Raw genomic sequence first — 18,737 nt, 5'->3', positions numbered from 1 at the left:
GAGGAGCTCCGCGAGCCCGGTGCCGGCATCAGGGAGCCCGACAGCCAGGACTGGGACGGCTACCGGTTCGAACCGGTCTGAGGATCGCCGTCTTCGGATTCGTCGTCCTCCGCCCCTTCGTTTTCGCCGTTCGTTCCGTCCGTTCGCTCGTCCTCCGAGTACCGGTCCTTGAGCGTCTCGAGCTCCGCATCCACGTCGACGCTCGAGTCGGACTCGTCGCCGTCGTCGTCTTCGGACGCCTCGTCGGGCTGGTCGATGTCGATCCGGATCGGCCCTCCCCCGTCGGGTTCGTCCCGCCCCTCGACGGCGCGTCGCAGCCGTCCGTCCACCTCGTCGCGGAGCTCGCGCGCCTCGGCGAGCAGCTCTTTGGCGTCCTCGTCGGCGGGCAACGTCCCTTCCGAGGCCGCTCGTTGGAGCTCTGCCAGGACGGTATCGAGCTGCGAGAGCGTCGTTCGGCGCACTTCGCTTGCGCGCGTTCCGGCGCGGTCGGCCGTGTCGTCGACCCGATCGCGGACCTCCCGCTCGGTACGAACGATCTCGAGGCCGCGCTGGAGCGCCTCGAGGGTGCGGACGCTCGACTCCAGCGTCGCCAGCAGCGCCGGAATCGCGACCTCGTCGGCCACCCGAAGCAGTTCGCGTGGGGTCGGCGGACGGGGCGCGGGAAATCGAGGACCGCGGCGCGACGAGTCCTCGAGTTCGGTTCGAAGCTCCTCGATCGTCCTGGTGAGCTCGCGCATCGCGTCGGCGAGCTCGTCGTCGGGGTCGGGATCAGCCATACTGCTTCCTACGGAGGCCGGGACCAAAAGCCGGGCGTTCGGACTGGTCGGTTTCCCGACCGGTCGCTCGTGCGGAACCAAGCGCTTTTGCCCGCCTGGCTCCCCTACACTGGTGTGCGAATCGAGAACAGCTTCATCCCGGTTCGTGGCGTCGGAGAAACCACCGAGCGCCGGCTCTGGGAGAACGGGGTTACCCACTGGGAGGAGTTCGACGGCAGCGTCGTCGGCGACACGCTCGCCGACCGGATCGAGACGTTCATCGACGAGGGGTGGACCCACCTCGAGCGCGGCGACGTCTCGACGTTCGCCGAGGCGCTGCCGGCCGCGAGCCGGTGGCGCCTCTACGAGAACGTCCGCGAGGAGACCGCCTTCCTGGACATCGAGACGACCGGGCTGAGCGCCGATCGCAACGACGTGACGACGGTGTCGATCCACCGCGGCGACGAGACGAAGACGTTCGTGCAGGGACGGGACCTGACCGCCCGACGGCTCGAGGCGGAACTCGAGCGGTCGGCGCTGCTGGTAACGTTCAACGGGCAGCGCTTCGACGTTCCGTTCCTCGAGACCTGCTACGACCTCGACGTGACGGTTCCCCACGTCGATCTCATGTACCCCTGCAAGAAGGTGGGGCTCGACGGCGGACTGAAAGCGATCGAACGCGAGCTGGGGATCGGTCGCGATATGCCCGACCTCAGCGGTCGGGACGCGGTTCGGCTCTGGCACGAGTACGAGGCCGGCGACGACGCCGCCCTCGAGCGTCTCGTCGAGTACAACCGTGCCGACACGGAGAACATGAAACCGCTGCTGGAGACGGTCGCGGATCGCCTCCACGAGTCGGTGTTCGAGGCGGCGTGTCGGGACGCGTAGCGGTGTTCGAGGCGGCGTGTCGAGACATCGCCGTCGCTCGTCCAGAGAACGAGAACGTCCGAGAATACACGGGCACGTCAGTTCGTACTTACTCGAGGTCCGAGACGTCGACGTCGCCGTCGCTGGTTACGGTAACGTGGTAGCCACAGTAGTCGAACTCGATTCGTCCGCTCGCCCGGTGCATCCCGTTCTCCCGGGGAGCGAACAGCGAGTCGAGCGCCTCCGGGTTGATAACCTCGTAGAGGGCGTCGTACTCCGGCGGTTCGATATCGGTCGGCTCGACGCCCTCTCGTTCGGCGATAGCGCTGACAACCTCGTAACTCAACGACGTGGCGGTGGCTGTATCGGACCGGTCGACTGAGAGTAGCATTGGCCGGAGTCTTTCTGTCGGTATATATAAATCCACTGTCCTCACCTCGGTTTCGGTGTCGAGTTCTGTCCAATATAGCACGAAGTAATACAGTACTAGCCAGTTTCGTACCCCACGTTCGATACGAACTTGGGACGGTCTTTTTCCGGTTGTAGAACGCGGATAAATCAGCGTTTTCGACGCTGTACGGTAGGATTACGGCGCAATCGCTCCGTCGTCGAAACCGCGAAAGAACGATCCACCCGATTCGGTCTCGAGTCCCTTCCCGAACTCGCGTTATCTGCGGTCGTCGATGCCCTGGGGCAGGTCGTTGCCCTGGAAGCTGACGCCGCTGGAGCCGCTGCGGACGTGAACCGACGTGCTGCCGTCGTCGGCTCGCGCGTAGGTGTTCTCGATCTCGACGTCGTTCGCGTTGTGAACGATGATCGGAATGTGGCTGGTCTCGAACTCGCTGTTCGTGATCTCGTAGTTGCTGCCGCGAAGTTCGAGTCCGCGCCGACGACCGCCGCCGAGCTGCTCGACGGAGATGCCGTCGAACTGGCAGTTGTTGCGTTCACAGAAGATCGCCGGCTGGATCGGGGAGCCGCCGGCGCTGCCGACGACGTTGACGTCCTCGAGGGAGACGGCGCCGGGACTGTTACCGAGGATGCGGAAGGCGTAGGCGCTGCCGTTGATCTCGACCTCCGAGTTCCGGAAGTCGACCGCGCCGGCACCGTTGTCGATGCGGACGGCCGTGCTCTGCCCGCCGGCCTTGATGAGCGTGTTCTCGACGGTGGTCGAGTCGACGCGGCTCATGATGCGGATCGACTCGCCGTTCTGGTTCGGCGTGTCGATGGTGACGTTCGAGAGCGTGTAGCTGCCCTGGTCGAGGCGAACCCCGTGCTGGCCCTCCGCGCCCGTCGGGTTGTCGTCGACGACGACGATCGCGTTCGAGATCGAGCCCTCGTTCCCGCTGAGGCGGACGGAGGCGGTCGCGCTGTTCTCGTACCAGCCGCCCTCGATGTCGATGCGGCCGTTCTCGCCCGAGGCATACAGCCCGTTGTCGGGGAACCCACCGAGCACACAGTCCTTGAACGTGATGTGGCCCTGGTGGTTGCCGTTGAGCATGATCCCGGTCGCGCCGCGCCATCGGCCGCCGTGGGGCGTGTTCTCGACGTGCTGTCCGCCGTCGAACGCACGGAAGCAGTCGACGATCCCGACGCCGTCGGGGTCGGTGATGTTGAACAGGCCCGGGCCCCAGGTTCCGCTGTCGTGAACACCGTGGATGAAGACGTCCCGCACGACGAGTTCGTCGCTCACTTCCGCGCTGATGACGCGAATACCCGTGTTGGAAGCGGTCTGATCGACGTCGAACCCTTCGAACCAGACGGATCTACCCGGACTCCCGCTGGTTCCCAGTCGGAACAGACGGTACTGCGGTCCGTCGAAGGAGCTGTAGTTCGCCGGAACGATTGTCGCGCCGTCGCCGACGATACCGACGTTGTTGAAGCCGGTAAACCGAACCTGGGAGTCCATGTAGTACTCCCCTTCGGGGAACTTCAGCAGCGTATCGTCCGCGATGTTCTGCTGTACGACGGAGGTGATCGATTCGTTGCCGTTCGGGTCGGCACCCGCCTCGACCATATCGACCACGTTACTGTAGTCGCTCTCGCTCGCGCTCGCGTCCGTAGACGCGGAGGCCATCCCCGCAGCGGAAAGCGTTCCGAGCCCGGCAAGACATCCCTTCAGATACGTCCGTCTACCTGTCAGCCAGTTACCAGAGTCGTTCGACATTACGACTTTCCGTACCAACGGGTCGGTTATACATATACTCGAAGTAATTTGACGTGAAAGTATCGCAGCACACGAACGGCCCGGTTCAACAGTTTCAACGCCGACAGAGCCGTCCGAGACCGCCGCACGAGCGGAACGACGGATATCCGGAGTTATCGCCGAAATAAGGGCGTGAGGTCGGACGGGCCGTGGCGTAAAACAGTTTCGCGAGAAATCAGGCCGAGTACTTATACGGACTAAGAAGTTGCGCAAATTGAAACAGTCTCCTACCGGTTTTTCACCCGGTTCAGCGGACCGATTGCGGAACTATATCCGAACGACACCGAATTAGCCCGTGATGAATCGGAACAGTCTCCGCGACCGAGAACCCGTTCGAAACGACCCGACGATCGATCAACGGGCGGACAACTCGTAGAAAATGAAAGTCTACTCGAGCGGTACGCTACCGTGATCCGGACCGATGTGTCCGAGGACTGATCGAAAACGGAGCCGACCGACGGAAAGCGCGTCTGCGTCTCGACGCCAAGCCAGGGGTGGGATTTGAACCCACGAAGTCTCGATTACAAGTCGAGTGCATGAACCGCCCATGCTCCCCTGGCGCAGCAGTGAGTTACCGTTCCTCCTTTGAGTGTGTATCGTTTTCCGATCGGTTCTCGAGCGAACGTCGCATCGACACCCTGTAGGGCTCGTACGCGCATTCCTCGTAGAACCGCCTCGCGGCCTCGTTGTCGGACAGCACCTCGAGGATCACCACCTCCGCACCCCGGTCGGCGAGTGCGTCCTCGGCGGCCTCGAGCAGCGCCGTTCCGGTCCCGCGGCCGCGGTAGGCGGGGGCGACGTAGATGTTCGAGAGCAGGCCGCGGGTCGCGTCGAGCTCGAGGGACCCTCGCTCGAGGGAGTAGGTGACGAAGCCGACGATCGACTCCCCGACGCGTGCGACGAGGAGCCCGTCGGTGTGGAGGTGTCCGGCGAGCGTCTCCCGCATCGTCTCCCGGTTTTCCTCGCCGCGGACGAACGAGCCGTGGTTGCGCTGGTCGCGAGCCAGCCGAACCCACAGCTCGGTGATCGCCGGCAGATCCCCCTGCGTCGCGGGTTCGACGACCGGTGTCTCCGGAGCCATTGTCGTCCCGTCGGCAGCAGCGTCCAAAAGGTCTTCTTCTCCAGCCGGTAACGGCCGGAGCGGGGATCGCTCAAACCGACCGACAGTCCGAACAGACCAGTCGCCCGTTAGCGTCCCACAGCGAGTCGGCGAGCGAACCGCAGGCTTCGCAGACGCCCTGCGTGGAGAACTCGTCCCCGCCGTTTGGTAACAGCTCCGTCTCGAGTTCGTCCCCGGGTGGCGAGGATCGGGACTGCTCGAGGGGGCGTTCGGATTCCAGCGAGCCGTCCGCGGTGCCACTCGTCGTCCCCTGGAAGGAGCCGGCGGCGGTGATGACGTCGCGCTGGGTGAGCACGCCGACGATCTCGTCGTCGTTCTCGACGACCAGGTTACGGATGTTCTGTCGGCTCATCGTCGTCGCGGCGTCGGCCAGCGACCAGCCCGCGTTGATCGAGATCACGGGGCTGGTCATGACCTCCCCGACGGTCGTCTCGGCCGGATCGTTCTCCTCGGCGACGAGGCCGAGCACGTCCCACTCGGTCATGATCCCGACCGGCTCGGAGCCTCGAACCACGAGGACACAGCCTGCACGTTCTTCGCGCATCAGCCGAACGGTTCCCAGCACGGGATCCGACTCGCTGACGCCGACGTATTCGGTCGTCAGGACCTCCCTGACGGACAGTTCCGGTTCCATATGTGTACACATCCCACGGACTGGCTAAAAACTATCTCCGGCACGGTTAAGTGAACGCGTGACAAACATACGGGATTCGACGGCAGTCGGGAGGATTCGGGAGAACGGCCGCGACTGCGGCCGCCAGCGCACTCACCAGCCGAGTTCGACTCGGGTTCCGTCGGCGCGACAGTCCTCGAGAGCGTGTTTGGCGGCGATACCCGCCTCGTGGGCGCTTCTCCCCCGGCCGGCGCCGACCTGCAGTTCGACGTCGACCTCCTCCTGGACGTGGTAGATCGCCTCCTCGTAGTCGGCCTCGGCGAGATCCGGACAGACGACGATGACGTTGTCGCCGCCGACGAAAAACGCGAGGCTGTCGTGGGCCCGGCGCATGTGTCGCATGAGGGAAGCGTACCCCTGCTCGATCTCAATGAACGTGTCGAAGGCATTGAGTTCGTCGGTGTACTCGCCAGTGGCGTCGATGACGTCGAAGTGGGCGATCTGGACGTCCTCGCCGGTTCGGTGGGCGTCGTCGATCGTCCGGCCCTCGAGACACTCGCGTCGGTTCTTGTCCTGGGCGCTGCCGGCCTCCTGGAGCAACGCGGTCGCGTCCGAAAGCGCCTGTACCGGAGTCGTCCCGGTCGCGACCCCGAGACTGACCGTCACCGGGTATCGGTTGTCGACGGACTCCTGGAGGAGCGCGTGATCCTCGGACGAGAGCCCATTCGTGACGGCGATCATGTTGTCGAAGCGGGTGAAGAAGACGTAGCCGTCGCGGTTGCCGACGAACTGTGAGACGTCGGCGTACAGCCGCGACTGGAGCGTCTGGAGATCGGCTTCCCGGCGCGGTTCGGGCGTTACGGTCCAGGGACCGTAGTTGTCGATCTGGAGGAGCGTAACCTGCGTGTTCGTCACGGTACCCGAAGGTTTCGATCGGCGTCGTATAAGTGGTACGTAATCCAGATCCGTGACGGATCAGGCGGGTTTCTTCTCCGGATCGCTTCCTTCCGGGTGGTACTCCCAGAAGTCGCCGGCCCGCATCGCCGCGCCGACGGCCTTGTGCATGTCGACCATCGTCTCGAACTCCTCGGGTTCGACGTACTCGAAGATCTCCCGCATCGGGACGACGCGCTCGTAGTTGATCCGGATCGGGTCGTCGCCGTGCTCGGCGACGAACTCGTCGCGGTTCATCGGGAAGTCCTCCTCCTCGTCGACCTTGTCGGCGATGATCCGCATGTCGAACTTCCGCATTCCCTCGCTGCCCTGCTCCCCGTCGGGGTCGAATGGCCAGTCCATACTCCGAGGTGTGTGTGGGGGGCGCAAAAGGATTACCCTCCGATCCGAGCGCGCCGCGAGGCGGCTCCGCGGGGAGCCGACCCCTCGTCGGCGGTCAGTCGTCCGCCGCGGTCTCGGCGTCGGTCCGTTCGGGCTCGTCGTCCTCGAGCAGTTCCCCGCGGTGTTCGTCGAGCAGCGGCGCCCGGCCGCCGGGTTCGGGCGGCGTCTCGGTCATCTTGATCGGCGAGCCGGCGATCTCGACGCGCTCGCCGGAGCCGGGCTGTTCGACCGGCACGAGCATCTCGCGGTCGCGGACGTGGGGATCCTCGAAGATCTCGTCGGTGCTCTGGACCGGCGCGACCGGGACCCGTCCCTCGAGGGTCTCGACGAGGTCGGCGGTCGCGAGTCCGGCGGCCCAGTCGGCGATCTCCTCGCGCAGCGCCTCGCGGTGCTCGAGACGATCCGCAGCGGTGGGGTACTCCGCAGCGAGGTCCTCCCGCCCCATCGCCTCGCAGACCTCGTTCCAGTGGTTCGTCCCGAAGGCCGCGATCACGGCGTGGCCGTCCGCGGTCTCGAAGGCGTCGTACGGAAACAGCGTCGGGTGGGAGTTCCCACGACGGGAGGGCGCTTCGCCGGTGTAGGAGTGCTGGTAGATCGCCCGCTCGGTCATGCTGAGCATCGCGTCGTACATCGCGGTGTCGACGTACTGGCCCTCGCCGGTCCGGTGGCGGTGGTTGACCGCGGCGAGGATCCCGATGCAGTTCAGCGTCGCCGTAAAGAGGTCGCCGATGCCGGGCCCGACCTTCGTCGGCGGACCGTCCTCCTGGCCCGTGATCTCCATCACGCCGCCCAGCGCCTGCGCGATGAGGTCGAACGAGGGCTGGCCCTGGCGGTGAGTCTCGCCCGTGCGCGGGTCGCCGAACCCCCGGATCGAGGAGTAGATCAGCTCCGGGTTGCGCTCTTTGAGGGTCTCGTAACCCAGGTCGTACTTCTCCATCGTTCCCGATCGGTAGTTCTCGACGACGACGTCGGCCTCCTCGACCAGCGAGAGGAAATCCTCGCGATCGTCGGGATCGTTGAAATCGAGTTCGAGGCTGCGCTTGCCCCGATTGACGCTCTGGAAGTAGCCGCCGTAGGCCTCCTCGTCGGCGTCGCCGACGAACGGCGGGTTCGACCGGATCAGGTCGCCGCCCGGGCGCTCGATCTTTACCACGTCGGCGCCCATATCCGCGAGCAACATCGTACAGTACGGGCCGGCCAGCACCTGTGTCAGGTCGATCACACGCAGATTCGACAGTGCGCCCATGAGAGCGACTGACTGCGGTCAAGCGCAAAAACCTTTGCAATAGATCATGAAGGTGTGGTTGTCTCTCAAGGGGGTGGTGTTAGGGTGTTTAAGGAGTATTATCATGATCAACCATTAACTTTATACGGGTATTCCTCATGGTTCTGGATACGATGTCCCGAACGGTCGTCCTCGGCGTGATCGGCTCCGACGCCCACGTCGTTGGCATCACGATCCTAGAGCAGGCCCTGAGTGCAGCTGGCTTCGACGTCGTCAACCTCGGCGTCCAGACCTCCCAAGAGGAGTTCGCGGAGGCAGCGGTAGCCCACTCGGCGGAGGCGGTACTCGTCTCCTCGCTCTACGGTCACGCCGAGCAGGACTGCCAGGGGTTCCACGAGGTCCTCGCGGAGGCCGACGTCGACGCCGTCACCTACATCGGCGGCAACCTCGCCGTCGGGCAGGACGACTTCGATCAGACCCGCGCGACCTTCGAGGAGCTCGGGTTCGATCGGGTCTTCGACTCCGAAACCGACCCCGAGGAAGCCATCGCCGCCCTCGAGCGGGACCTCCACGTCACGACCACCGAGTCCGAGCGGGTTACCGTCAGCAGCTAACTGGTGGCTTGATGATACGAGACGAACGCATTCCATCCGACGAGCTACGGCGCATCGACGACGAGATTCGGTCCGGCTGGTCGACCGGCGGCGACGTCGACTTCGAGGAGGCGATTCGCTACCACGAGTCGCTGCCGGCGAGCAAACGCTTCGCCGACGTGCTCGAGTCCGCGGACAAACCCCTCCTGCAACCCCGCGCGGGGGTCCCGCGACTCGACGACCAGATCGAGCTGCTGGAGTACCTCCAGGACGACGGGAAGGCGGATCTGCTCCCGACGACGATCGACTCCTACACGCGCGACAACGAGTACGGGAAGGCCCAGGAGGGCCTCGAGAAGGCCCGCGAGACCGGCGAGGACACCCTCAACGGGTTCCCCGCGGTCAACCACGGGATCGAGGGCTGTCGCGAGCTGATCGAGGCCCTGGATGCCCCGATCGAGGTCCGCCACGGTACCCCCGACGCTCGACTGCTGGCGGCGATCACCTTCGCGGGCGGGTTCCAGAGCTTCGAGGGCGGACCGATCTCCTACAACATCCCCTACACGAAACGCCACGGGCTCGAGGAGACCATCGAGAAGTGGCAGTTCGTGGATCGACTGGCGGGCGCTTACACCGAACGGGGCGTGCGGATCAACCGCGAACCGTTCGGCCCCCTGACGGGGACCCTGGTGCCGCCCTCGATCGCGATCGCGATCATGATCGTCGAGGGTCAGCTCGCCGCCACGCAGGGCGTGCGCTCGATCACCCTCGGCTACGGCCAGGTCGGCAACGTCGTCCAGGACGTCGCCGCCCTGAACGCCTTACAGGAACTCGGCGACGAGTACCTCCCCGACGAGGTCTGCGTGACGACGGTCTTCCACGAGTGGATGGGCGGGTTCCCGCCCGACGAGGCTCGCGCCAACGGCGTCATCAGCCTCGGCGGGATGACCGCCGCCATCGCACAGCCGGACAAGGTCATCACGAAGTCGCCCCAGGAGTTCCAGGGCGTGCCGACCAAGGAGGCAAACGCCTCCGGGCTCCGCACGACGCGACAGGTTATCGACATGGCGATCGAGCAGAACATCGACATCGACGGCATCGCGGAGGAACAGGAGCTGATCGAACGGGAGACACGGTGTCTCATGGACACGATCTTCAGCCACGGCGACGGCGACGTCGTCCAGGGAACGATCAAGGCGTTCGACTCGGGAGCGCTCGACGTCCCCTTCGCACCGAGCGACAGCGCGAAGGGCGCCGTGTTGCCCGCCCGGGACGACGACGGCCGGGTGCGGATCTTCGAGTGGGCCGACCTCGAGATGGACGACGACATCAAGGAGATTCACAAGGCCCGGCTCTCACAGCGGGCCACCACCGAGGGCCGCGAGGAGTCGTTCCGGATGGTCGCCGACGATGTCGACGCGATCAGCGACGGGAAGCTCATCGGCCGCCCGCAGGACAAGGGAGGTGTCAGCAGTGCGGATTGAGGCGATCTACGCCACGCCGGGCTACAGCGGGTTCTTCTTCGACGACCAGCGCGCGATCAAGGAAGGAGCCGTCCAGGATGGCTTCACATACGACAGCGACCCCGTCACCGAGGGGTTCGACGAGATCCGCCAGGCCGGCGAGACGCTGATCGTCGACGTCGAACTCGAGGACGGCAGCGTCCACCGCGGCGACTGTGCGGCGGTCCAGTACTCGGGCGCGGGCGGACGCGACCCGCTGTTCCGCGCCGAGGAGTACGCGCCCGTCGTCGAGGGGCACGTCGCCGAGGAACTGATCGGCCGGGACGCGAGCGACTTTCTCGCGAACGCCGACCTGCTCGAGAACGGCGAGTTCGAGGGCAGCCGGCTCCATACGGCGATCCGCTACGGCGTCTCCCAGGCGCTGCTTGCCGCGGCCGCCCACAATTCGGGAACGACCCGAACCGACGTCCTCGCGGACGAGCTCGGCACGGAGCCGGCGACCGAACCCGTTCCCGTCTTCGGCCAGTCCGGCGACAACCGCTACGTCAACACCGAGAAGATGTTCGTCAAGGGCGTCCCCGTCCTGCCCCACGGACTGATCAACAGCGTCGAGAAGATCGGCGAGGACGGCGAGACCTTACTCGAGTACGTCGGGTGGCTCGCCGAGCGCTCGCAGGAACTCGGCCCCGACGGCTACGAACCGCGATTCCACATCGACGTGTACGGAATGATCGGGGAAATCTTCGGCGCCCCCTACGACCGCGACGAAGTGGTCGACTACTTCCGGGCGCTCGAGGATGCCGCCGCACCCTACCCGATCCAGATCGAGGGGCCGATGGACGTCGGCGACCGCGCCGACCAGATCGAGGCGATGGTCGAGCTCCGCGAGGGGCTCGCCGACGCCGGCGTCGGCGTCGACATCGTCGCCGACGAGTGGTGTAACACCTTCGAGGACGTTCGGGCGTTCGTCGACCGAGGTGCGGCCGACGTCGTCCAGATCAAAACGCCCGACCTCGGCGGGATCCACCGCAGCGGCCAGGCGGTGCGGTACTGCGAGGGAACCGACACCCGCGCCTATCTGGGCGGCACCTGCAACGAAACCGAAACCTCTGCACGCGCCTGCGCGCACGTCGCGCTCGCGACCGACGCCGCACAGGTACTGGCAAAGCCCGGCATGGGGTTCGACGAGGGGTACATGATCGTGGAAAACGAGATGCGACGGACCGTCGCCAGACGAAACAGAGAGCAGCGACCGACGAACGCAGACGAGGTGGCCGCAGATGACTGACGAGACGAACGAGATCGACTGGACCGACACTAAGACGTTCTCGCGCGCGCTCGAGCGCGCCGACACCCGCGAGAAGGGCAACTACTTCGAGGCGTTCGCGGAGGGCGACCTGATCGAGCACGATCCGGGCCTCACGCTCACGCGGTGGGGCAACGAGTCCTGGATGAGCCAGACGCTGAACCACGACCCGGCCTACTGGCGGACCGACGCCGCCCGAGATCGAGGATTCGACGAACCGCCGATCCACCCCGACTACCTCACCGCCGCGACGCTCGGCATCACCGTCGAGGACCTAAGCGAGAAGGGCGGCTACTTCCTCGGGCGCACCGACGTCCGGTTCCCCGGCTCCCCCGTCTACGCCGGCACCGAACTGCGCGTCGAAAGCGAGGTCGTCAGCAGGGCGACCTCGAGCTCCCGACCCGAGTACGGGATCGTCACCTGGCGCACCCGCGGGATGGACGCCGAGACCGACGAGATCCTGTGCTCCTACGAGCGGACGAACATGATCCCGCGACGCGAGCCCGTCGCGACCGACGGCAGCGGGGGGAGTGCTGCGGCGGCCGAAGAATCCGACGAACCCGCGCTCCCGAGCGAGTTCGTCACCCCCGACGGCGGCGCCTTCGAGGACTTCCGCGAGGCCCTCGAGCGCGCCGACGACCGCGACGCCGCGGTCGCCTACCGCCACGAGCGGGGTCGCACGCAGGACGACACGACCGTCGCCGGGCTGCCGCTGGCGACGCTGAACACCGCCAAACAGCACCACAACGCCGACGTGATGGCCGACTCGCCGTCGGGCGACATCGTCACCTACGGCGACGTCACCCGGTCGACGGCGCTGGGCCACGCCCGCTCCGACGAGGACACCTACCGCGAGGTCGGCTTCGACGACGAGCGGTTCCACACGTTCGTTACGCCCGGAGACACCGTCTACGCGTTCACGCGCGTGCTCGAGGCCGAGGATACCGATCAGCGGGCGGGAACCGTCCGCTTCGAACATATCGCGTTCAACCAGAACGACGAACCGGTGTACTCCGGCACCCGAATCGCGGAGATCCGCAAGCGCTCGAGCTGAACCGCCCGACCACACATTCCCGACCACAGCAGACACATCCACACGCATGACCGACGATACCGAGATCCGACTCTGTCGCACGTTCCAGACCGCACCCGCCGCCGTCCCCAAGGAGGAGACGGCGAAGTACCTCGTCTCGGCGCTCGAGGCCGAAGGCTTTCGGGCACCGGACTGGCTGGTGCCAGACCTGGAGGACGGCACCGCGCCCGACATGAAAGCCGAGGGGCTCGAGAACACGATCGATCGCGTCCCGGAGTACGACTTCCCCGGCGAGATCCACCCGCGCGTCGAGTGGGCCTACGACGACGATCGGTATCGGGAGAAGGGCCGCGACCAGATCGACCGACTGGTGGCCGAGATCGGCGACGAGATCGACGGCGTGGTCGTGCCGAAGGTCGGCCGCCTCGAGGACGTCGAACGGGCCGCCGGCGTCGTCGCAGAGGCCGAGCGCGAGCACGGCTATCCCGACGGCTCGATCGATCTCTCGATCATCGTCGAGACCGGGCGCGCCCGCTCGGACCTCCGCGAGATCGCGAAATTCGGCGCCGACTCTCGGCTCACGGCCATGATTTTCGGGCCCGTCGACTACGCGGCCGAGCTGGGCGGCCGCGACCTCGGCGAGGGAATGCCCCGCTGGGACGGCCTGCTCGAGGCGCTCTCGAACGAGGCCAGCGCGGGCGGGTTGCTCGCGATCGGCGGGCCGTTCGACGACCTGTTCAAGGAACGGGCCGGGCTGACCTACTACAACGCCGACGCCTACGCCGATCAGGTCGAACGCGAGGCCCAGGTCGGCCTCGACGGCTCCTGGTCGCTGTACCCCAAGCAGACGATCCAGGCGAACACGATCCACATGCCCACGCCCGAGGAACTCGAGCGCGACGTCCACAAGATCGAGCGGTTCAACGAGGCCAAACGCGAGGGGACGGGTGCGGTGACGATCGACGGGCAGATGGTCGACGAGGCGACGTTCAAGAACTTCCGCAACACCGTGCGGACGGTGCGGGCGATCCACAGCCGCAGACCCGATCAGACCGACGAGCGCTACGACGACGAGCTGTTGGGACGGGCGCTCGAACTCGAGCTGTCCTACCGATAACGATCGGTTCGTCGCCGTAACTTTCGTTCCGCTTCCGACTCGAGTAGAGGGATTGTCGCGGGCGACGCCTTCGAGGACCCTCCTTCGGTGTTCGATACCGCATCCTGTTTCCGATGCCGAACCCGATCACGTTGCCCTCCGTCTCGAGCGAATCCGATCTCCCACAAGACACACGTACATTCAACCGTTCTTACTGTTCTATGTCCCCGACCGTGATAAATAGCGCCACCATGTACAGCCCGAACGACTTCCGTTCCGCCCCCCTCCCTCGAGACGGGTTGGCATGACGGACTCGAGACGGTCGGCAGGCAACATCCGGTGGGGGTGGCGGTGTCCGCGGTGCGATACGGACGTCGCGGTTGCACGGAACCCGCAGACGGGGACGTTCAGCTGGGTGTGCGAGGAGCCGGAGTGCGTCGCGGTCGGATTCGGGTTCCGCTCGCGGCGCTGCGCCCGGCTCGGCGTACTCGAGTACCGGAACCGGTACCGGAACGTGTACCGGTAAGGCAGCTGGTTCGCAGGTCGATAGTCCGATTGGACAGCGTCGCGGGTGACTCGGTCGGCTCCGGTTCCCGCCCGAAGACACTTCCCGACGTACTCGAGAGTGGGCTTCGATGGCCGACGAAGACGTGCTCCTTCGGCTGAACCTCATCATCGGACTGCTGCTCGTACTCCTCGGGATTCAGGTGGTGCTCGTGGTTCCGCTCGGCGTCCTGGCGATCGTGATCGCGCTGGCCGTGTTGTTCCTCCCGGGGCTCATACTCCTGCTGGACTGATACGCGCGGATTTTTCGTGGTCTGGGGTCGACGTTCGCTCGAGCCAGTTCGGTTTCGGTTCGGTTCCGAAGTCGATGCGGTTCCCGCTGTCGCTCGAGTCGGATCGACAGCGTGCGCCACTGCACGGAAAGGGGGCGACCTACCGTACAAGGGCTTCGCTCCGGAAATTGGAGTGGGGATGGGATTCGAACCACGCCCGAGAACCTGCTCACTGCGTTCGCAGAACCTCGGTCTGATTCAAATCCCACCGACGTCGCTGTCGCTCACGGAGTTGTTCGCGACAGCAACGGTGGGGATGGGATTTGAACCCATGAGGCTTGACAGCCACCTGCTCTCAAGGCAGGCGCGTTAGGCCGCTCTGCCACCCCACCTCATCCCTACGTTCTCCACCCGCTCAAAAAGGGTTATCGGTCTACTCGCGCTCGAGGGACTCCCCTTCGCCGACGCCGATTCCGATCTCGTCGACGATCGCCGTCGTCGTCGCTCCCTGGGAGCGGTCGGCGACCGCTCGAGCCCGCCCCCCTGCGATCGTCGCACAGAGGCCGGATTCGGTCGCGATCGTCGGCAACATGGGTGCGAACCCGACGCCCAGTCCGGCGTCGTCGGCTCGCTCGGCGAGCGTCGCCAGTTCGGGCACCGCGTCGGCCTCGGTGAAGTCGATCGGCTCGCCGAATCCGGCGAAGTACGTTCGGCCGCCCGAGGAGGGGCCGAGGACGACGTCGTGGCGCCGCAGCGACATCGCCGCGCCGTCGATCTCGGTGCGCCCGATCAGCGGCGCCGTCGGCTCGAGGACGCCGACGCTGCTGGCGTCTTCCTGCTCGAGGAGGTGGGTCACCGTGTTCCCGATTCGCGCCGAGCGGGTCGAGCCGACCTGGCGCTCGAAGCGGACGTCCTCGAGGTCGCCGAGCGCCGCGGTGGCGAGTTCCCGGATCTCGACCTCGGGATCTCCCGAGAACGAGTCCGGCAGGGTCTCCTCGTCGCGGTAGTTCACCAGCAGGTCGCCGCCGCTCGCCGCGACCGAGCGGAGGGTGTCGACGACGGCGGCCTCGTAGAGTTCGACGGCCTCTGGCTCGGTCAGAACCGTTCGATCGACGAGCGACGACAGCACGAGTCCCTCGCGGGACGGGGAGACGGGAACGACGACGATCATACCCGGTCTCGGGCGTGGCGGGCCTTGAACGCGACGGCTCCCGCTCGAGGCGCCATCGGCGACGTAGAATTATGTGGGTGGCGACCACTCGTCCGGTATGGACACGCGCTCGAGTACCGGTCTGGTCGGAACGCTCGTAATCGCCCTGCTGGTCGGCGTCGGCGTCGGCGGCTTCCTGGCGGGCTACGTCATCGACTCGCCGGGCGAGTGGCTCGCGCCGACGGTCGGTTCGCTGGCCGTCGCCGCCGTCGTCGTCGGCGCGCTGATCGCTCTCGGGTCGGGATCGACGCGACGGCTGGAGAACCCGTACTGGTAGGCGCTACCGCTTCTGGCGCCCTTTCGTCTGCCTGTAGTCGGAGGCCATCAGCTCGACGAACCGCTCGAGCCACGCCTGGGTCTGGGCGTCGGTCTGTTTGCGGGGCTCGATCATAGGGACGAGTTCGAACCCGCGACCGCGGATCGTCGTCGCGTGGTCGGCCTCGAGGTCGAGGTCCTCGACGGGCGTCGTCGTGTACTCGACGCCGATCTCCGAGAGCGCGCGCTCGCCGACGGGGACGATGATCTCGGGGTTGATCATCCGGATCTCGGCGTTGATATACGGTTCGCAGTTGCCGATCTCCTCGTCGGTCGGCTTTCGATCCGGGTCCCGACACCGGGTGAGGTTCGTCAGGTAGACGTTCTCGAGTTCGGGTCGATCGTCGGGCGAGGTCGAATCGCAGAGCCCCAGCCGCTCGAGCATTCGGCGCAGGGAGGTGCCGTCCTCGTCGCTCCGCTCGGAGTCCCCGATGAGGAAGGGAACGCCGACCTCGTCGGCTCTGGCCGTCGGGCGCTCGCCGACGAACAGGAAGTCGGCCCCGACGTCGCCGTAGCCGTGGACGACCTGCGTGCGGGTCTCACAGAGCGCCGGACAGTTCCGGCAGTCCTCGTCCATGCCGTACGGGTTCGCGCGGGTTCGCTGGTTCGCGTCCACAGTTGTATCTCGGAACAGGGAACCAAAAGCGACGCGCCTGGCCGTCGTCTCGAAAGCGGAAAGAACGGACGCGATCAGCGCTCGAGTCCGCCCCGCTCGGTGACCTCGAGGATGAACTTCACGTTGCGAACGATCTCCTCGGGGGAGGTGTCCTCGTGCTCGTCGTAGAGGTCGCTGGTCCGGTAGAGGATGTTCGCGAGCTGTTTGCGCTCGCTGGTGTCGCCGCGGATCTCGTCTGCGATCTCCCGGAGCGCGGCGACCCGTTCGGGGTCGGGTTCGAACTCGTCGCTCTCGCTCATCGGTCCGGCGCGTGGGACTCCCGCTCGGTCGTCTGCGAGACGCCGCGTCGGTGGACGATCCCGGTGTTGTTCGCGACGTTCTCGGTGATCGTCCGGAAGGCGTCACCGGTCTCGCCGTCGTCGGAGACGACGGTCGGCTCCCCGCCGTCGCCACCTTCGCGGACGGTCGGATCGAGCGGGATCGAGCCCAAAAAGGGCATGTTGTGGGTCTCGGCGAACTCCTCGCCGCCGCCGGAGCCGAAGATGTCGTGCTCGCCGCCGCAGTCGGGGCAGGCGAACGTCGACATGTTCTCGGCGATGCCGAGCACGACGGTGTCGTGTTTGGCGAACATCTCCAGTCCCTTCCGGGCGTCGTCGAGCGCGACGTCCTGGGGGGTCGTGACGATCACGGCGCCCGTGACGGGCATCGTCTGGAGCATCGTCAGCTGGGTGTCGCCGGTCCCCGGCGGCAGGTCGATGATCAGGTAATCCAGCTCCCCCCACTCGACGTCCTCGGTGAGCTGGGTGATGACCTTGTGGACCATCGGCCCCCGCCAGATGACGGGGTCGTCCTCGCCGGTGAGGAAGGCCATGCTCATCAGCTTCACGCCGTACTTCTCGGGCGGGACGAGGGTCTCCTCCTCGGTCGCCATCGGCGGCTCGTCGGCGTCGAACATCCGCGGGACGTTCGGCCCGTAGACGTCGGCGTCGAAGAGGCCGACCCGGGCGCCGAGCTGCGAGAGCCCGGCCGCGAGGTTGACCGCGACGGTCGACTTGCCGACCCCGCCCTTCCCGGAGGCGACCGCGATGACGTTCTTCACACCCGGCAGCACCTGTTCGTCCGCCGAGGCGGCGTTGGCGTCCCGGTCGGGGATGCTCGCCGAGAGGTTCGGCTCGAGCCCCTCCTCGAGGAGCAGCTCGCGGATCTCGCCGGCGATGTCGGTCTCGGTCGGGGAGTAGGGCGCCCCGAGCGCGAGGTCGATGTCGACCTCGTCGCCGTCGACCGAGAGCTCGTTGACGAGTCCGAGCGAGACGATGTCGTCCTCGAGTTCCGGATCCTCGACCGTCCGGAGGCGGTCGCGAACGGCGGCTTCGTCCATACCGGAGGGTACGTCCCGCCGTCGAAAAGGGTTGTGTTCGGATACCGAGCCTCGACGGGAGCGACGGGGCCGACCTACTTGCCGAGCGATTCCAACCGCTGTGCCGTCGGGAGGCTCCAGCCGTAGGTCACCGCGACCAGCCGAGTCACGAGCGTTACCCCCGCACACGCCGCGGCAGCGGTCCCCTCGGCCCCTCCGAGGGTTCCGACGACCCAGTAGACGCTCCCGCCCAGTACCGCACAGCTCGCGTAAAAATCCTCGAGGAGGATGAAGGGCGACCGATCGAGGAGGATGTCGGCGACCGCGCCACCGCCTGCCGCGTTGATCGTCGCGATCGCGACGACGCCGAACGCCGAGACGCCCGTCTCCGTCGCGACGATGGCGCCGGTCGTGGCGAAGGCCGCGAGACCGATCGCGTCCGAAACGAGCGTGATCGGGTGATCGTCCGGCGAGCGCAGGACGACGCTCAGGACGATCGCCAGACTCACGCCGAGCAGGCCGAGCGCGATCTCGATCGGCGACTGGAGCGCTAACGGGACGCGAGCCACGAAGAGATCCCGCGTCACGCCGCCGGCGAACGCCATCGCCAGTCCGACGACGGCGATTCCGAACACGTCGAACCGCTCGCGGATCGCCTTGCTCGAGCCGACGAGCGCGAAGGCGACCAGTCCGATCGTGTTCATCACGGCGAACGGGTCGCCGAACAGTACGCCGATGAGATCCTGCGTCACTGCCCGCCGCTACGAGGAAAGGCGCCTTGAACGCTACGTATACGAGAATTGTTGCGGTTTCAGTCCGGGTGACCCCACCCATCGTTTCCGACGAGCGTTCGT

General features: G+C 66.2%; 21 protein-coding genes, 2 tRNA genes and 1 pseudogene. 9 read left to right on the top strand and 15 right to left on the bottom strand.

From position 1 onward, the window contains the following. Window positions 1-81 (top strand): annotated as a pseudogene (locus ACNA7R_RS08225) (nucleic acid-binding protein); the annotation flags it as partial. Here the strand turns inward: ACNA7R_RS08225 and ACNA7R_RS08220 are convergent. Continuing rightward, window positions 60-776 (bottom strand): hypothetical protein, encoded by a 717-nt coding sequence (locus tag ACNA7R_RS08220; RefSeq protein ID WP_416283082.1) that lies wholly within the window; start codon window positions 774-776, stop codon window positions 60-62. The pseudogene ACNA7R_RS08225 and the gene ACNA7R_RS08220 sit on opposite strands and share 22 nt — an antisense overlap. Window positions 777-890: 114 nt before the next feature. On the opposite strand from ACNA7R_RS08220, the gene ACNA7R_RS08215 reads away from it, so the two are divergent. Continuing rightward, window positions 891-1,643 carry a ribonuclease H-like domain-containing protein gene (locus tag ACNA7R_RS08215; protein ID WP_416283081.1) on the top strand — a complete coding sequence of 251 codons (753 nt, stop codon included), beginning with the start codon at window positions 891-893 and terminating at the stop codon, window positions 1,641-1,643. A gap of 88 nt (window positions 1,644-1,731) precedes the next feature. On the opposite strand, the gene ACNA7R_RS08210 is transcribed toward ACNA7R_RS08215, so the two are convergent. From ACNA7R_RS08210 to mct, 8 genes are all read right to left on the bottom strand, one after another. Then, window positions 1,732-2,013: a HalOD1 output domain-containing protein gene (locus ACNA7R_RS08210; RefSeq protein ID WP_416283080.1), complete on the bottom strand. Its 282-nt coding sequence runs from the start codon at window positions 2,011-2,013 to the stop codon at window positions 1,732-1,734. A gap of 276 nt (window positions 2,014-2,289) precedes the next feature. Continuing rightward, window positions 2,290-3,696, bottom strand: coding sequence for a hypothetical protein (locus ACNA7R_RS08205; RefSeq protein WP_416283083.1), 1,407 nt, complete (start codon window positions 3,694-3,696; stop codon window positions 2,290-2,292). A gap of 615 nt (window positions 3,697-4,311) precedes the next feature. Then, window positions 4,312-4,385, bottom strand: a tRNA-Thr gene (locus tag ACNA7R_RS08200). Between the two features lie 11 nt (window positions 4,386-4,396). After that, window positions 4,397-4,906, bottom strand: a complete 510-nt coding sequence (locus tag ACNA7R_RS08195) for a GNAT family N-acetyltransferase (RefSeq protein ID WP_416283079.1) — start codon at window positions 4,904-4,906, stop codon at window positions 4,397-4,399. A gap of 70 nt (window positions 4,907-4,976) precedes the next feature. Beyond that, window positions 4,977-5,579, bottom strand: a complete 603-nt coding sequence (locus ACNA7R_RS08190) for a CBS domain-containing protein (protein WP_416283078.1) — start codon at window positions 5,577-5,579, stop codon at window positions 4,977-4,979. Window positions 5,580-5,711: 132 nt separating this feature from the next. After that, window positions 5,712-6,473, bottom strand: a complete 762-nt coding sequence (locus ACNA7R_RS08185) for a GTP cyclohydrolase III (protein WP_416283077.1) — start codon at window positions 6,471-6,473, stop codon at window positions 5,712-5,714. 60 nt (window positions 6,474-6,533) lie between these two features. Further along, window positions 6,534-6,854 (bottom strand): DUF5785 family protein, encoded by a 321-nt coding sequence (locus ACNA7R_RS08180; protein WP_416283076.1) that lies wholly within the window; start codon window positions 6,852-6,854, stop codon window positions 6,534-6,536. 94 nt (window positions 6,855-6,948) lie between these two features. Then, window positions 6,949-8,139 carry a succinyl-CoA:mesaconate CoA-transferase gene (mct, locus tag ACNA7R_RS08175; protein ID WP_416283075.1) on the bottom strand — a complete coding sequence of 397 codons (1,191 nt, stop codon included), beginning with the start codon at window positions 8,137-8,139 and terminating at the stop codon, window positions 6,949-6,951. A gap of 137 nt (window positions 8,140-8,276) precedes the next feature. Here mct and glmS point away from each other — a divergent pair, with 137 nt between their 5' ends. From glmS to ACNA7R_RS08145, 6 genes are all read left to right on the top strand, one after another. Further along, window positions 8,277-8,732, top strand: a complete 456-nt coding sequence (glmS, locus tag ACNA7R_RS08170) for a methylaspartate mutase subunit S (protein WP_416283074.1) — start codon at window positions 8,277-8,279, stop codon at window positions 8,730-8,732. Between the two features lie 11 nt (window positions 8,733-8,743). Further along, a complete protein-coding gene (locus tag ACNA7R_RS08165; protein ID WP_416283073.1) occupies window positions 8,744-10,195 on the top strand; it encodes a methylaspartate mutase subunit E in 1,452 nt (483 codons plus the stop codon). Further along, complete coding sequence (locus tag ACNA7R_RS08160; protein ID WP_416283072.1) at window positions 10,185-11,462, top strand: methylaspartate ammonia-lyase; 1,278 nt, start codon at window positions 10,185-10,187, stop codon at window positions 11,460-11,462. Before ACNA7R_RS08165 ends, ACNA7R_RS08160 begins: the two co-directional genes overlap by 11 nt. Further along, complete coding sequence (mch, locus tag ACNA7R_RS08155; protein WP_416283071.1) at window positions 11,455-12,534, top strand: 2-methylfumaryl-CoA hydratase; 1,080 nt, start codon at window positions 11,455-11,457, stop codon at window positions 12,532-12,534. The genes ACNA7R_RS08160 and mch overlap by 8 nt, the downstream gene beginning before the upstream one ends. A gap of 46 nt (window positions 12,535-12,580) precedes the next feature. After that, on the top strand, window positions 12,581-13,630 hold the full coding sequence (citE, locus tag ACNA7R_RS08150) for an L-malyl-CoA/beta-methylmalyl-CoA lyase (RefSeq protein WP_416283070.1): 1,050 nt from the start codon (window positions 12,581-12,583) through the stop codon (window positions 13,628-13,630). Window positions 13,631-14,244: 614 nt separating this feature from the next. Next, window positions 14,245-14,406 (top strand): hypothetical protein, encoded by a 162-nt coding sequence (locus ACNA7R_RS08145; protein ID WP_416283069.1) that lies wholly within the window; start codon window positions 14,245-14,247, stop codon window positions 14,404-14,406. Between the two features lie 287 nt (window positions 14,407-14,693). Here the strand turns inward: ACNA7R_RS08145 and ACNA7R_RS08140 are convergent. Further along, window positions 14,694-14,777, bottom strand: a tRNA-Ser gene (locus ACNA7R_RS08140). A gap of 41 nt (window positions 14,778-14,818) precedes the next feature. After that, window positions 14,819-15,556 (bottom strand): hypothetical protein, encoded by a 738-nt coding sequence (locus ACNA7R_RS08135; protein WP_416283068.1) that lies wholly within the window; start codon window positions 15,554-15,556, stop codon window positions 14,819-14,821. A 97-nt stretch (window positions 15,557-15,653) separates the two neighbouring features. Between ACNA7R_RS08135 and ACNA7R_RS08130 the strand changes: the two genes are divergently transcribed. Beyond that, the gene (locus ACNA7R_RS08130; RefSeq protein WP_416283067.1) at window positions 15,654-15,872 is read left to right on the top strand and encodes a hypothetical protein; all 219 of its coding nucleotides are present in this window, start codon (window positions 15,654-15,656) and stop codon (window positions 15,870-15,872) included. A 3-nt stretch (window positions 15,873-15,875) separates the two neighbouring features. Here ACNA7R_RS08130 and ACNA7R_RS08125 read toward each other — a convergent pair whose 3' ends face one another. From ACNA7R_RS08125 to ACNA7R_RS08110, 4 genes are all read right to left on the bottom strand, one after another. Beyond that, window positions 15,876-16,526, bottom strand: coding sequence for a uracil-DNA glycosylase (locus ACNA7R_RS08125; RefSeq protein ID WP_416283066.1), 651 nt, complete (start codon window positions 16,524-16,526; stop codon window positions 15,876-15,878). A gap of 74 nt (window positions 16,527-16,600) precedes the next feature. Continuing rightward, complete coding sequence (locus ACNA7R_RS08120; protein WP_416283065.1) at window positions 16,601-16,825, bottom strand: hypothetical protein; 225 nt, start codon at window positions 16,823-16,825, stop codon at window positions 16,601-16,603. Beyond that, the gene (locus ACNA7R_RS08115; protein WP_416283064.1) at window positions 16,822-17,904 is read right to left on the bottom strand and encodes an Mrp/NBP35 family ATP-binding protein; all 1,083 of its coding nucleotides are present in this window, start codon (window positions 17,902-17,904) and stop codon (window positions 16,822-16,824) included. The genes ACNA7R_RS08120 and ACNA7R_RS08115 overlap by 4 nt, the downstream gene beginning before the upstream one ends. Window positions 17,905-17,978: 74 nt before the next feature. Continuing rightward, window positions 17,979-18,635, bottom strand: a complete 657-nt coding sequence (locus ACNA7R_RS08110; protein ID WP_416283063.1) for a trimeric intracellular cation channel family protein — start codon at window positions 18,633-18,635, stop codon at window positions 17,979-17,981. Window positions 18,636-18,737 lie beyond the last annotated feature (102 nt).

It is taken from the genome of Natronococcus sp. (assembly GCF_047921035.1).
In the GTDB taxonomy this organism is placed as follows: domain Archaea; phylum Halobacteriota; class Halobacteria; order Halobacteriales; family Natrialbaceae; genus Natronococcus.
This window is presented reverse-complemented; position numbering and strand designations above follow the sequence as displayed.